Consider the following 12,744-nt stretch of genomic DNA (forward strand, 5'->3'; position numbering starts at 1 on the left):
GCTGCGGGTGTTGCCGTGGGCGTGGCCGTCGCGGCATCCGTGCTCATCGCGTCTCCCCCTCGAACGTCGCTTCGTAGGCCGCCAGCCACGCACGCTGCTCATCGATCAGCGGATGCGGGGCGGAATACACGTGGGCGAACATGGCTTCGGCGTCTATTCCGCCGAGAGCATTCGTGCGCACGCGGGCGTCGTCGGCCACCGCCCGCGACTCCGCCTCGACGTCGGCGAAGAACGCCGCGGACGCGCCGCGGCCCTCCAGGTAGGCGCGCATGCGCGCGATCGGGTCGCGCCGCGCCCAGGACTGCTCCTCGTCGGACGTGCGGTACTTGGTGGGGTCGTCGCTCGTGGTGTGCGCACCCATTCGGTAGGTGAGCGCCTCGATCGCACGCGGACCGTCGCCGCCGCGCGCCTCGTCGAGCGCCCGGCGCGTGACCGCGTAGCTGGCGAGCACGTCGTTGCCGTCGACCTGCACGCTGGGGATGCCGTATCCCGTGCCGCGCTGGACGAGCGGGGCGCGCGACTGCGTCGCGACGGGCACCGAGATGGCCCAGTGGTTGTTCTGCAGGAAGAAGACCTCGGGCGTGCGGTAGCTCGCTGCGAAGACCATCGCCTCGTGCACGTCGCCCTGGCTGGACGCACCGTCGCCGTAGTAGACGATCACCGCCGCGTCGCGGTCGGGGTCTCCGGTGCCGCTTCGGCCGTCGAAGACCATGCCCATGGCCAGCCCGGTCGCGTGCAGCGCCTGCGCACCGAGCACCAGCGTGTAGATGTGGGTGTTGCCGTTCTTGGGGTCGGCCGGATCCCATCCGCCGTGCGTGAGACCCCGCATGAGACGGATGATGTCGACGGGGTCCACTCCGCGTATGCGGCAGACGGCATGCTCCCGATAGGAGGGGAAGAGGTGGTCCTGCGCGCGGGCGGCCCGAGCGGATCCCACCTGCGCGGCCTCCTGCCCGAAGCTCGGCGGCCACAGCGCGAGCTGACCCTGACGCTGCAGATGCGTCGCCTGCTGATCGAAGGCTCGGATCACCGCCATGTCGCGATAGAAGGTCTTGAGATCGGCGTCGTCGAGCGCTTCGATGTAGGGCAGATAGGCCTCGGCGGCGGCGCTCGGGGAGAGCGAGCCGTCGGCGTCGAGGAGGCGTACGACGTCGGGATGTTCGGACGTGCCGTGTGCGGGCGCTTCGGGCGGGGTCACCGTTCTACGCTAGCCCGCCGTCCGGGGTGGCCCGCTGGGAGATCATGCACAACGGATTCCGCGATGCGTAGGACCTTGTCCACAGATTCCTCTTCGCCGACGGAGATCCGGATGCCGTCACCGGCGAAGGGCCGCACGATGAGGCCTGCTGCCTCGAACGCCGCCGCGATCGTCATCGACGCGTCACCGGAAGGGAGCCACACGAAGTTCCCCTGCGCCTGCGGAATCCGCCACCCCACCTCGCGCAGCTGTGCGGCCAAGCGATCCCGCCGTTCCCCGATCACGGCGACACGCGCTCGGAGCTCGTCCTCCAGCTCGAGGCTGGCGATCGCCGCAACTTCGGACTGCCCGGTCACCGACAGCGGAATCGCGGTGCTGCGGGCCGCATCGAGCACCCGAGGGTGGCCGAGGGCGTACCCGACGCGGAGTCCCGCGAGACCGAAGGCCTTGGAGAACGTGCGGCAGACCACGACGTTGGGCCGCTCGGTCGCGAGCACACGCGTGCCGTCGACCGCGTCGGGATCGGTCACGAACTCGGCGTAGGCCTCGTCGAGGATGATGAGCAGGTCATCGGGCACCCGCGCGACGAACGCGTCGAACTCGGCCTGGGTGACGACCGGCCCGGTGGGGTTGTTCGGCGAGCAGACGAGCACAGCTCGCGTGCGGGCGGTGACGGCCGCCGCCATCGCGTCCAGGTCATGACGCGCGTCGTCGGTCACCGGGACCTGCACGCCGGTCGCCCCGGCGAGCACCGTCAACCAGGGATAGGCCTCGAAGGAGCGCCACGCGTAGATCACCTCGTCGCCCGGAGTGGAGACGGCCTGCACGAGCTGGGCCAGGATCGACACGCTGCCGGCACCGATGTGCACGCGCGAGACATCGACGTCGTAGCGTGCGGCGAGGCGCTCGCGCAGCAGGGTCGCCGCCGCATCCGGATAGCGGTTGACGCCGACGGACTCCCGCAGCACCTCGACGACGCCCGGCAGGGGATCGAACGGGTTCTCGTTGCTGGAGAGCTTGTAGGCGTCGGCCCCCGCCTGGCGCCCCTGCTTGTAGGGGGGCAGCGCCGCGATGTCGGCGCGCACGCGCACGGGGATGTCGGATCCGTCGGTCACGGCCCGAGTCTACGACTCGCGCACTGTCGCACCGAGGTGCGCGCGTGGGAGACTGTCGCCACTATGGGCTTCCTGCTTCGAGTCGTCGTCAACGCGTTCGCCATCTGGATCGTCACCCTCATTCCGGTGCTCGGTGTGAGCGTCATCCCCTTCGAGCCCGGCGAGACGCTGCAGCTGGTGCTCACCCTGCTCCTGGTCGCGGCGATCTTCGCGCTCGTGAACACGCTCATCGGCACCGTGATCAAGGTGCTCGCCTTCCCCATCTACATCCTCACGCTGGGCCTGATCGGCCTGGTGATCAACGGCTTCCTGCTGTGGCTGACCGCCTGGATCACGGGATTCTGGAACTTCGGCCTGCGGGTCGAGGACTTCTGGTGGGGGATCGTCGCGGCGATCGTCATCTCGCTCATCAACTGGATCGCCGGCATCATCCTGCGCCCTCGCGACAAGGGCTGAGCCGACCGCGGCTCACTGTCCGCCACCTCCCGCGGACCGGTCGGAGCGGCGGTGGGCGGTGTACTCGAACACCTCGACACCGTCCGCCTCGGCCAGCGCATCGACCAGGTCGTGCACGCCGTCCACGCGCGGATCGTCGCTCTGATCGATCAACGCCGCCGTCTCGGCGTAGGCGGACATATGGTGCGCGGGCATCGTGACATCGTCGATCCCCGCGTCGGGATCGGCGCTGCGTTCGACCACGACGCTTCCGGGTGCGCCCACCGCCTGCGCGTAACCCCCGCCCGACAGCGCCGCCACCGGATCATCGGTGTGCCGCACGGTGACCGCCAGCACGTCGTCGCCGACGTCGGCGTGCACGGGGGAGCCGAAGGTCATGACGGTGCGCACGTCGTAGGTGCCCTCGAGCGCCAGGTGCGAGGTGACCATGGCGGCCTGGGAGTGCGCGGCGGTGTGCACGACGTCTCCCGGCCGGATGCCGGCATCTCCCATCGCCGCGATGGTCGCGTCGTAGGAGGCCGACCGCTGCCGACTGTAGAGCTGCAGGTTGGAGCGGTTGTCGAAGGGCTGGGTGCCGCCGAGCTGCGACGACCGCGTGCCCGCGACGTAGACGACATACTGCGCGGGTGCTCCGGTGAACGTGTACTTCTCGATGCGCACCTGCGCGGCCCCGGCCGGCATCCGCGCGGCGATGTCGGCGAACGACCGCGGTGCCGGCAGCGACGACGCCGCGGTGCGACGCACGGCCACCGACGCCGGGGCTCCGGTGAGGCGGGCGGATGCCGGCACCCGGCCGGCGCCGGTGCCGTGCGCGCTCGCGGCGAGGCCGCCGACGAACAGCCCGGCCGCCCCGAAGGGACTCAGCAGCGCGCCGGTGGTGTGGGCCTGCGCGACCAGGTCGCTCGGCCACGTGAGCGTGTGACGCATGAGGAGCATCGCGGCGCCGATCCCCGCGTCGGGGTGGTCGCCGTGAAGGGCCGTCAGGCGACGCTGGATCAGACCGGCTCGCGCGTCGTCGCCCGCGAGCTCCGCCGCACGGCGCTCCGCCCACAGTTCGACGGTCTCGTACACGGCCGCAGCATCGCGGAGCGCTCGCGCGACCTCGGCGGCCGTCTCGCGCCGCTCCGCGGTGCGCATCCGGAGCGCGTCGATCTCCGCCCCGAGCCGCTGAGACGTCGCCGGGCCCACCATCAGATCGTCGGCGGCGAGCATCAGGTAGCGATCGACGTCGTCGAGGTCGGCGTGCAGCACGTCGAAGCCACGCGCAGCGTGACGGAGGGTGTCGGTGTCGACGGCGACGGCGCCGCCGGCGGAGATGTCGAGGTCGTCGCTCATCGCTCACTCATCCCCACTCCGCCTCATCCTGCAGTCGCATCGCCTGCCGGGCCGCGTCATCGCGCAGCACGTCGGCCTGTGCGGCCGCGCCGGCGATGTCGTCGCACCAGCGTTGCGCGGCATCACGGAACTCCCGCCCGCCGCGGGAGCGCCACGACGTCGCCTCGGCCAGCCGCACGGCGTCGGTCTCGACCTGCCGCAGGCGCTCGACCGCGAGCGCGAGACGCCGTTCCGCGCGCTCGGCCGCTGCCACGTCGGCGCCCGAGATGGTCGAGGCGGGGGAGGGGAACGTGAAGAGCATGCGTTCAGGATGCGGCCGCGTCCGGCCTCGGTCGCAGCCGCGACGGCGAGCCTGAGGACGGAGGCGGGACAGGTGCGACCTGTGCAGGAGGAGAGCGGCCGGACGGCATCCGCCTCTTGCGCGAAGCGCATCCGGTGCACGCACAATGGGGATCATGAGCGCGAACGAGTACGAACCGTTCCGCGTCGTCTTCGTCTGCACCGGCAACATCTGCCGCTCCCCGATGGCCGATGTCGTCTTCCGCTGGTTCGCGGATTCGGCCGGACTGAGCGATCGTGTGGTCTCGACGAGCGCGGGAACCGGGGAGTGGCACGTCGGCGAGCGAGCCGATCACCGCACGCTGGAAGCCCTGGAGCGCAAGGGCTACGACGGATCGCGACACCGTGCCCGGCAGTTCACCCGCGAGGACTTCGAGCGCAACGACCTGATCGTCGCGCTCGACCGCAGCCATGAGCGCATCCTGCACGAGTGGGCCCGCACCGAGGGCGACACCGACAAGCTCGCGCTGCTGATGTCGTTCGAGACGGATGCGCCGACCCTCGACGTGCCCGACCCCTACTACGCCGGCCCCGGGATGTTCGACGACGTGCTGACTATGATCGAGGGTGCGAGCCGGGCGCTCTTCCGGCAGCTCGAACCCGCCATCAGACCGGCGTCCTGACGCCGGTCCCCTCACGCGCGACGACGGGAGTCTCCGGTGACCTCTCTGCCCGACCAGCCCCTCAGCCCGCTCGACGGCCGCTACCGCGCCGTCGTGGCCCCGCTCTCCGATTTCCTCTCCGAGGCGGGCCTGAACCGCGCGCGCGTCGAGGTGGAGGTGGAGTGGCTGCTCGCCCTCACCGGCCGTTCGCTGTTCGGAACGTCACCCCTGGATGAGGAGGCCAAGCGCAGCCTGCGCGCGCTTTACATCGATTTCGGCGCCGAGGAGATCGCCTGGCTCGGCGAGAAGGAACGGGTCACCCGTCACGACGTGAAGGCCGTCGAATACCTCGTTCGCGACCGGCTCGACCGACTCGATCTCGGCGGCATCGCCGAGCTCACGCATTTCGCCTGCACGAGCGAGGACATCAACTCCACCGCCTATGCCCTGACGGTGCAGCGAGCGGTGACGCAGGTGTGGCTGCCCGAGCTCCGCGCGGTGATCACGAAGCTCGAGGCTCTCGCGGTCGAGCACCGCGACGCCGCGATGCTCTCGCGCACCCACGGCCAGCCGGCCACCCCGACCACGATGGGCAAGGAGCTCGCCGTGTTCGCATGGCGTCTTGCGCGGGTCGCGGATCAGATCGAGGGCGGCGACTTCCTCGCGAAGTTCTCCGGTGCCACCGGCACGTGGTCCGCGCACCTGGCCGCCGAGCCCGACGTCGACTGGCCGGAGCTGTCGCGTTCGTTCATCGAGGGCCTCGGCATCGGCTTCAACGTTCTCACCACGCAGATCGAGTCGCACGACTGGCAGGTCGAGCTCTACGACCGCGTGCGGCACGCGGGCGGCATCCTCCACAATCTCGCGACCGACGCATGGACCTACATCTCGCTCGGCTTCTTCGCGCAGATCCCGGTCGCCGGAGCAACCGGCTCCTCGACGATGCCGCACAAGATCAACCCGATCCGCTTCGAGAACGCCGAGGCGAATCTCGAGATCTCCGGCGGCCTGTTCGGTACGCTCGCCCAGACCCTCGTGACCAGCCGCATGCAGCGCGACCTCACCGATTCGACCACGCAGCGCAACATCGGCGTCGCGTTCGGGCACTCGCTGCTCGCCCTCGACAACCTCGAGCGCGGGCTCGGCGAGATCTCGCTGTCGCAGCACATGCTGGATGCCGATCTCGACGCCAACTGGGAGGTGCTGGCCGAGGCGATCCAGACCGTCGTTCGCGCCGAGATCACCGCCGGACGATCGCAGATCTCCGACCCCTACGCGCTGCTCAAGGAGCTCACGCGCGGTCGTCGCGTAGGCGCGGCGGAGCTGGCCGAGTTCGTGCGGGGTCTCGACATCGGGGATGACGCCAAGGAGCGCCTGATCGCGCTCACCCCGGGCGGCTACACCGGGCTCGCGTCGTCCCTCGTCGACACGCTCGCGTAGACGGCTCAGGAGGAGGTGGGGGACTCGTCGCCCGCGGAGTCGACCTCGTCGGGGAGAAGTACCGGGCGATCGATCGGCTTCTCCATCTCGGCCGGATCGACCGCGAGCAGCAGCAGGGCGACGATGAGAAGCGTCGCGATGAAGCTCACCCCCGCCACCACGAGCGCGACGACGATCGCGCGCTGGTGGTCCTCAGCCGGCAGCGCCTGGAAGAACCCCATCGCCACGAGCGCGACGATCCCGGCGAACGCGGCGGCGGCGAAGGCGAGCCCGAGAAGCTGAACGGGCTTGAGCAGGTCGCGGCGGGTGGGCTTGTCGGTCACGCGTCGGCGCCCCTCTGTTCTGCAGCGCCCTGTTCGGCAGCACCCTGCTCGGCGGTGTCGGATCCGGCCGTCTCGGCGGGCGCAGTCTTGGGCCGCGGGCTGGCTCCGGCGATGCCGAGGTACACCGCAACGATGGCGGTGTAGAAGCCCAGCACGCCGACGGCGATGATGGTGCCGGTCAGCTCGAACGTGCCGGCCTCCTCGATCGTGTAGCTGAGCGAATACTCCGGCGACACGATCAGCGTCGCTGCGGCGAACACGAGGGTGAGCGCGCCGATGACGACGCCGTCGCGGGACTCGGTGCGAGTGGGGATGCTGCCTGCCCCGCCGCGCATGCCGCGGATGCCCGCGATGAGCTCGGTCACTCCCGTGAGGACCGCCCACGCGACCACGATGACGAAGAAGAGCGTCGTGGTGCGCCACGGCGGCAGGCCGGCGGCCATGCCGGCGGCGGCCGAGATCAGACCGAGGAGCACCGCGGGCCACCGGGCGCCCGCCGGGTACACCAGCCACGCCGCGGCGAGGTGCACGAGGGCGGTGGCGAGGGCGAACCCGCTGAAGACGGCGAGACCCACGGCGGCCGAGTGGTCGCTCGAGAAGGTGATCATCACCGCGGCGATCGCCGCGAAGACCGCACGCGCGACCTGGACGTGGCGCACGTCGAAGGCGCGCGAAGACGGAGATGAAGTCACGATGGTTCCTGTGGAGGTGGTCCTGACGGACAGGACGGATGCGTCCAGTTTAGGTCGTCGCCCCTGTGCGGGTACTCCACGCCCGTCCGGGACGCATCAGTCCTGCCCGATCCCGCGCAGCCAGAACGTCAGGCGAGGAGGGTCTCTCCGATGTATCCGCCCTCGGCGCAGCCCGGCGGCACGGCGAAGACGGCCGAACCGATCGGCGTCGTCCATTCGTTGAGCAGATCGAGTTCGTCGAGGCGTCGCTGGATGGGCGTGAACTGCTTCTCGACGTCTGCCTGGAACGACACGAAGATGAGCCCGGAGTCCGACACCCGGTCGCCGGTGGGCGCCTCGTCGTAGTTGTAGGCGCGCCGGAAGATCCGCTGCGTCGGGTCGTCGGGTCGGGACCGCCGCATGTGCGAGAACTCCGGGATCACGGGGAACCCGATGGCCGTGGTGGCTTCGAAGTCGGGCTCGTCGTGTTCCGCGGTGCCCGTCAGCGGCGCACCGTTGGACAGATAGCGGCCGACGGACTGCTCCCGCCCGGGCCGATCGAGCTGGTCCCACGTGTCGAGGTCCATCTGGATGCGGCGCACGACCGCGCCGGTGCCGCCGGCCATCCAGCCCTCGGTGTTCCACACCACGGTGTCGAACTCACTCGTGCCCGGCTGCGGATTGGCCGTGCCGTCGACCTGGCCGAACAGGTTGCGCATCGTCGTCCCGGGGGCGACCGATCCGTAGGCGCGACGGAAGCCGTGCTGCGTCCACTTTACGTCGGCGAAGCTGCGCGCATCCTTGAGCAGCATGCGCGTGGCGTGGGCGACGGTCGTCGGGTCGTCGCCGGCGAATTGGATGAGCAGGTCGCCGTCGCTGAACTCCGGCTGCAGCCTGTCGATGCCGAACGCGGGCAGCGGCGCGAGCCAGGCGGGTCCGGTCCCGCCCGCGCGTGCGACGAATCCGGGACCGAAGCCGAACGTCACCGTGAGGCGCGCCGGCGGGGAGGCCATCTCGGGCTCGGAGTCGGCGAGGGCCGCCTCGCCCTGCGTCAGGCGCGACGCATCATCGGTGAGGACCTGCATGAGACGGCGGAGCCCGTCGCGGTCGACGTCGTCGTGCAGGCTCAGGCCCACGAAGGTGCCGTGCGCCTGGGCGTCGGTGTCGACGCCGGCCTGATGTGCTCCGTAGAAGGGCACCACGGTGTCGCCGTTCAGCGGCACCGAGGCGGATGCGGTCGGGGAGTCGTTCTGGGAGAGGGCCAGGTCGGCGCCGATCGCGGCAGCGGCGCCGACGCCGGCGACAGCTCCCCCGAGGAGGAACTGCCGCCGGGTCGAGCCGGATCGGCCCGCGCCCTTGTCGGGCGCGGCCATCAGCTGTCGTCCGACCCGCTCGTGTCGGACTCGTCCATGTCCATGTCCATCTCGGAGTCGTCGCCGACGTAGTTCTCGTTGGCGCCCGAGTAGTCCTTCACCGGGGCCGTGAACTCCACCGTCGAGTCGTCGGCGAAGGTCAGCGTGAAGGTGACCTCCTCGCCGGCCACGATGGGCTGCTCGAGCCCCATCAGCATGATGTGGCTGCCGCCGGGCTCGAGCGCGTAGGTGCCCTCGGCGGGGATGACGAAGCCGCCGTCGATCGGCTGCATGACCATCTCCCCGGTCTCGTCGGTGACCGTCTCGTGCAGCTCGATCATCGGGGAGACCTCCGTCGAGGCGGCGACGACGGTGATGTCTTCGCCGGAGGAGTTCTCCAACTCCCCGAAGGCCGCCGACATGCCGGACTCGGCGGACTTCACCCACGCGTCGCTGATCGCGAAGGAGTCCGCCTGGGTGGCGGCCTCGGTGTCGGCGGCGGGCGTCGAGGTGGACGCACAGCCGGCGAGCAGAAGTGCGCCCGCTGCCAGGAGCACGCCGAAACGAGAGGTGGTGCGGATGGTTGTGTTCACAGGATTGCCTTTCAGGGTGCGATGGCGACGGGTCACGACTCGTCGCCGGTGCCGGCCTTTCGCCGGCGGGTGAGGGAGATGAGCGCGAAGGCGGCGACCGCGACGGCCGCCCCACCCGCGCCGATGAGCACGAGACGCATCGCGCCCGCGCTCTCCTGTGTGCTCTGACTCTGCGACGACGCCGGGTCGCCGACGCTGTCACCCGTACTCGCGGTCGTGTCGGTCGCGGCCCGCTCGAGAGGCTCGGCATCACCGATCGTGAACGGCACGAGACCGCTGATCGGATGGCCGTCCTCGGAGACGACGCGCCAGCGCACCTCGTATCCCGCTTCCGGCATATCCGGCTCGAGCGCGATCGTCACGACGTTGTCGCTCCGTTCGGGCTCGCCGTCGGCCCAGTCATGGCCATCGGCGTCGGCGACGACGACGGCCGCCCCCATCGGGAGGATCTCACCCGAGAAGGTGAGCGTCACCGACTCGGGAGCCACGGCGAGCTGCTCGTCCGTGGCCGGGGTGCTCGAGATCAGTTCGTCGTGCGCGGCGGCGGGGGCCGCGACGACGACGGTGGATCCGAGCACGATGCTCGTCGCGGCAACCGCCGTGACGAGGCGCGTGCGGATGCGGAACATCGACGACGCCCTTCTGCGCACGATCGTGCGCGAGTACTCCGCTCGGCCTCGGCCGAGCGCGAACGACCCGTCGCCCGGAACGGACGACGGCGGTGGTCAGAGCACTCGGAGGGCGGGCGGTCCGCGGCGCCGCAGGGGCGCGCCAGGCGGGGGGCGTCGTCGACCGACGGGGCAACGACGAAGAGAGGGGCGCGGGGCGCATCCGGAACCGGGGAGAGCACGGCGACGGGCTGACGCCGGCGCCACCACGCGACCAGCTCGCCGGCCAGGGTGCGCAGCGCGGCGAGTACCCGCTCGCCTCGGTGCAGCGCCGCGACCGTGACGACGGCCGCGAGCACGTGCCAGCCCCACATGGCGGCATCGGCATACAACGCGGCGGTCGTCTCGCCGGACAGCGGCGCCAGCGTGATCGCACCGTGGTGGTGGCCGCCGGCCGTCACCGCCCCGGCATCGGCCGCGCCGAGCACGAACAGCACGTGGAAGAGCACCTGACTGAGCGTGACCGACAGCGACAGGCGGAAGACGGAGAGGCGTCGACCGGCCAAGAGGGTGCAGACGAACACCCACAGCACCCACGGCACGACGATGCCGAGCCATCCGGGCATCGCACCGCCACCGGCGACGTGGGACAGCAGCGCGACGAATGTCGCGACGGATGCGGCGACGAGACCACGAGCGACCCGAGGTGCCCGTGACTGACGCATGGTCCCCATTGTCGCACCTCCGCCGGGGGAGGTGAGTCCTCACTCGTCGAGCGAGTGCCCCAGCACGGAGAGGGTGGCCGAACGGGCGTCGCGACCCTGGTCGCCGCGGCTCGCGACCAGAAGGCCCACGACCGATTCGGTGACGAGCATGAGCGACGCTCGGGAGGCGTGCTCCAGCTCTTCGCGGAAGGATCCGCGCACCGGGGGGATCACGAGCGCGATGTCGGCGGATTCGGCGACCGCCGACCGCGCGAAGGAGGTGATCGCGATCACGCGGGCGCCGCTCTCGCGCGCCGCGGTCATGACCGCGAGCGTGGCACGGTTGACCCCCGACCCCGAGATGACGAGGCAGACGGCGCTCGCGCCGAGTTGGCGGGCCGCGATCTCCTGTCCGAGGGTGTCCGGCAGGTACTCTGAGGGGCGTCCGGCGGCCGTCAGGCGCAGCACCATGTCCAGTCCGAGCGGTGCGGACAGGCCGTTCGCGGCCACCAGCACTCGCGTCGCGCCGTCCAGGGCGCCGACGAAGCCTTCGAGCTGGTCGTCGGTGAGGGCGGTGACCGTCTGCGGCAGGCGCGCACTGAAGGCATCCACCTCGGCCCGCAGCGCGCCGAGCATCGAGCCGTCGCTCGTCACGGCGGGGGCCGCCGATCCGCGTGCGAGCTCACGGGCGAGGGCCACCCGCAACTGCGGATAGCCGTCGTAGCCGAGAGTCTGCGCGGTCCGGATGACGGTGGCACGGCCCACCCCGACGGCCTCGGCGACCTCCTGCGCCGACCGGTCGATGGCCGACTCGATGTCGGCGGCGATCGCCTCGGCGACCCGTCGCTCGCTGGGCTGCATCGAGGGGGCGAGGGCGGCGACACGCGCGCTCGGGGGTGCGTCAGAGGATCCGACCCAGGTCACGTGCGCCCGCTCCCTCCATGATCCGGCGGCGAATCGCGCCGGAGATCGCATCCATGAGCATCGTGGCCGCGACCACGACGATCAGGAGCATGCCGACCGTATCCCACTCTCGGTAGTCGGTGTAGTTCGACAGCATGTTGCCGATGCCGGGCAGCAGGCCGGGTGACTCGCGACAGGCCTCTCAGCGGTGAGCGGGAGACGAGCCGGATGCCGCCGCGGCGGTCCAGGCGCGAAGATCGTCGGAGAGGTCGGCGATCGTGCGCCCGCGCAGCGTTGCGGGGAACGGCGAGGAGTCGCAGGTGGCGCCCACGAGCGCCGTGTCGGCACCGAGAGCCGCCGCGGGGGCCAGGTCGAACTCGGCGATGTCGCCGATCGAGAGCACGGGGCCGTCCTCGAGTGCGCCGCGGATCACGGCCGACAGTCCGTCCGGCTTGCCGACGGTGAAGTGCATCGCCGAGAAGAGGTCGGCGATGCCCCAGTCGGCGAGGAGCTCCCGCACGCCGGCGTCGGGAGCATTGGTCGCCAGCACGAGCCGGGCGTCGCCGGCGAGGTCGCACAGGAGGTCGGCGATTCCGGCCGGGGGTGCCACCGGCGCCGCGGGGGTGCCGAGCACGTCACGGCTGGTCTCGTAGGCCGCGCTGACGTCGTCGGAGGCGATGCCGGCGTGCTCCGCGGCGGTTCCGACGGCGTGGTACCCGTCGCGGTATCCCGAGTCTCCCGCCGCGAAGGAGGCGAGTTCCGCCTCGGCCGTGGTGAGGAAGCCGTCACCGGCGACCCGGGCGAGGGAGCGGGCGTAGGCGACGATCGGTCCGTCGCCGAGGGCGAGCGTTCCGTCGAGGTCGAAGACGATGGTGCCGGTCACGTGGGTCCCTTCCGCGTCCATGTGGACGCAGCGTCCAAGTTAGACCGCGATTATGGACGGAATGCTCACCGGCAGATGAACAACCGGTTACGAGGCCTGCGGATGGGCTCCCACGCCGTCGACAAGACAGGAGATTTCGCGGCGACCAGGCGTGATCGGCCCTGTTCCCCGCCGCCACGGCGCCGATCTCCTGTTTTGTTGACGCGAGGACCCACGTACCGG

15 protein-coding genes and 1 pseudogene are annotated in these 12,744 nt (G+C 70.8%); 3 read left to right on the forward strand and 13 right to left on the reverse strand.

Annotation, left to right across the window (positions count from 1 at the left end; translation table 11 throughout):
• Positions 1-43: 43 nt before the first annotated feature.
• Positions 44-1,198 carry a thiamine pyrophosphate-dependent dehydrogenase E1 component subunit alpha gene (locus IM777_RS15965; RefSeq protein ID WP_194384037.1) on the reverse strand — a complete coding sequence of 385 codons (1,155 nt, stop codon included), beginning with the start codon at positions 1,196-1,198 and terminating at the stop codon, positions 44-46.
• Complete coding sequence (locus IM777_RS15970) at positions 1,195-2,313, reverse strand: histidinol-phosphate transaminase (protein ID WP_194384038.1); 1,119 nt, start codon at positions 2,311-2,313, stop codon at positions 1,195-1,197. The genes IM777_RS15965 and IM777_RS15970 overlap by 4 nt, the downstream gene beginning before the upstream one ends.
• A gap of 63 nt (positions 2,314-2,376) precedes the next feature.
• Between IM777_RS15970 and IM777_RS15975 the strand changes: the two genes are divergently transcribed.
• Complete coding sequence (locus IM777_RS15975) at positions 2,377-2,769, forward strand: phage holin family protein (RefSeq protein ID WP_071045239.1); 393 nt, start codon at positions 2,377-2,379, stop codon at positions 2,767-2,769.
• Positions 2,770-2,781: 12 nt separating this feature from the next.
• Here IM777_RS15975 and IM777_RS15980 read toward each other — a convergent pair whose 3' ends face one another.
• Positions 2,782-4,104 (reverse strand): serine/threonine-protein kinase, encoded by a 1,323-nt coding sequence (locus IM777_RS15980; protein ID WP_194384039.1) that lies wholly within the window; start codon positions 4,102-4,104, stop codon positions 2,782-2,784.
• Positions 4,105-4,111: 7 nt separating this feature from the next.
• Complete coding sequence (locus IM777_RS15985; RefSeq protein WP_194384040.1) at positions 4,112-4,405, reverse strand: hypothetical protein; 294 nt, start codon at positions 4,403-4,405, stop codon at positions 4,112-4,114.
• A 154-nt stretch (positions 4,406-4,559) separates the two neighbouring features.
• Between IM777_RS15985 and IM777_RS15990 the strand changes: the two genes are divergently transcribed.
• Positions 4,560-5,066 carry a low molecular weight protein-tyrosine-phosphatase gene (locus IM777_RS15990; protein ID WP_194384041.1) on the forward strand — a complete coding sequence of 169 codons (507 nt, stop codon included), beginning with the start codon at positions 4,560-4,562 and terminating at the stop codon, positions 5,064-5,066.
• 36 nt (positions 5,067-5,102) lie between these two features.
• Positions 5,103-6,485: an adenylosuccinate lyase gene (gene purB, locus IM777_RS15995; protein WP_194384042.1), complete on the forward strand. Its 1,383-nt coding sequence runs from the start codon at positions 5,103-5,105 to the stop codon at positions 6,483-6,485.
• A gap of 5 nt (positions 6,486-6,490) precedes the next feature.
• Here purB and IM777_RS16000 read toward each other — a convergent pair whose 3' ends face one another.
• From IM777_RS16000 to IM777_RS16040, 9 genes and pseudogenes are all read right to left on the reverse strand, one after another.
• Complete coding sequence (locus tag IM777_RS16000) at positions 6,491-6,808, reverse strand: amino acid transporter (protein ID WP_071045244.1); 318 nt, start codon at positions 6,806-6,808, stop codon at positions 6,491-6,493.
• On the reverse strand, positions 6,805-7,500 hold the full coding sequence (locus IM777_RS16005) for an acyl-CoA synthetase (protein WP_194384043.1): 696 nt from the start codon (positions 7,498-7,500) through the stop codon (positions 6,805-6,807). Before IM777_RS16005 ends, IM777_RS16000 begins: the two co-directional genes overlap by 4 nt.
• Positions 7,501-7,628: 128 nt before the next feature.
• Entirely contained in the window at positions 7,629-8,852 is a 1,224-nt protein-coding gene (locus IM777_RS16010) for a Dyp-type peroxidase (RefSeq protein ID WP_194384044.1), read from the reverse strand.
• Positions 8,852-9,424 carry a copper chaperone PCu(A)C gene (locus IM777_RS16015; RefSeq protein ID WP_194384045.1) on the reverse strand — a complete coding sequence of 191 codons (573 nt, stop codon included), beginning with the start codon at positions 9,422-9,424 and terminating at the stop codon, positions 8,852-8,854. The genes IM777_RS16010 and IM777_RS16015 overlap by 1 nt, the downstream gene beginning before the upstream one ends.
• Before the next feature lie 32 nt (positions 9,425-9,456).
• Positions 9,457-10,002, reverse strand: a complete 546-nt coding sequence (locus IM777_RS16020) for a copper resistance CopC family protein (RefSeq protein WP_228480863.1) — start codon at positions 10,000-10,002, stop codon at positions 9,457-9,459.
• A complete protein-coding gene (locus IM777_RS16025) occupies positions 9,948-10,757 on the reverse strand; it encodes a hypothetical protein (protein WP_194384047.1) in 810 nt (269 codons plus the stop codon). Before IM777_RS16025 ends, IM777_RS16020 begins: the two co-directional genes overlap by 55 nt.
• 39 nt (positions 10,758-10,796) lie before the next feature.
• The gene (locus IM777_RS16030) at positions 10,797-11,660 is read right to left on the reverse strand and encodes a MurR/RpiR family transcriptional regulator (protein ID WP_228480864.1); all 864 of its coding nucleotides are present in this window, start codon (positions 11,658-11,660) and stop codon (positions 10,797-10,799) included.
• A pseudogene (locus tag IM777_RS16035) lies at positions 11,638-11,808 on the reverse strand (phosphonate ABC transporter, permease protein PhnE); the annotation flags it as partial. The pseudogene IM777_RS16035 and the gene IM777_RS16030, both read right to left, overlap by 23 nt.
• A 33-nt stretch (positions 11,809-11,841) precedes the next feature.
• Positions 11,842-12,522: an HAD family hydrolase gene (locus tag IM777_RS16040; protein ID WP_228480865.1), complete on the reverse strand. Its 681-nt coding sequence runs from the start codon at positions 12,520-12,522 to the stop codon at positions 11,842-11,844.
• Positions 12,523-12,744: the final 222 nt, after the last annotated feature.

The organism is Microbacterium luteum (assembly GCF_015277875.1).
Classification (GTDB): domain Bacteria; phylum Actinomycetota; class Actinomycetes; order Actinomycetales; family Microbacteriaceae; genus Microbacterium; species Microbacterium luteum.

Coding starts and splice junctions, on each gene's coding strand:
- IM777_RS15975 (WP_071045239.1), top strand. CDS start 2,377: ATGGGCTTCCTGCTTCGAGTCGTCGTCAACGCGTTCGCCATCTGGATC.
- IM777_RS15990 (WP_194384041.1), top strand. CDS start 4,560: ATGAGCGCGAACGAGTACGAACCGTTCCGCGTCGTCTTCGTCTGCACC.
- IM777_RS16010 (WP_194384044.1), bottom strand. CDS start 8,852: ATGGCCGCGCCCGACAAGGGCGCGGGCCGATCCGGCTCGACCCGGCGG.
- IM777_RS15985 (WP_194384040.1), bottom strand. CDS start 4,405: ATGCTCTTCACGTTCCCCTCCCCCGCCTCGACCATCTCGGGCGCCGAC.
- IM777_RS16025 (WP_194384047.1), bottom strand. CDS start 10,757: ATGCGTCAGTCACGGGCACCTCGGGTCGCTCGTGGTCTCGTCGCCGCA.
- IM777_RS15980 (WP_194384039.1), bottom strand. CDS start 4,104: ATGAGCGACGACCTCGACATCTCCGCCGGCGGCGCCGTCGCCGTCGAC.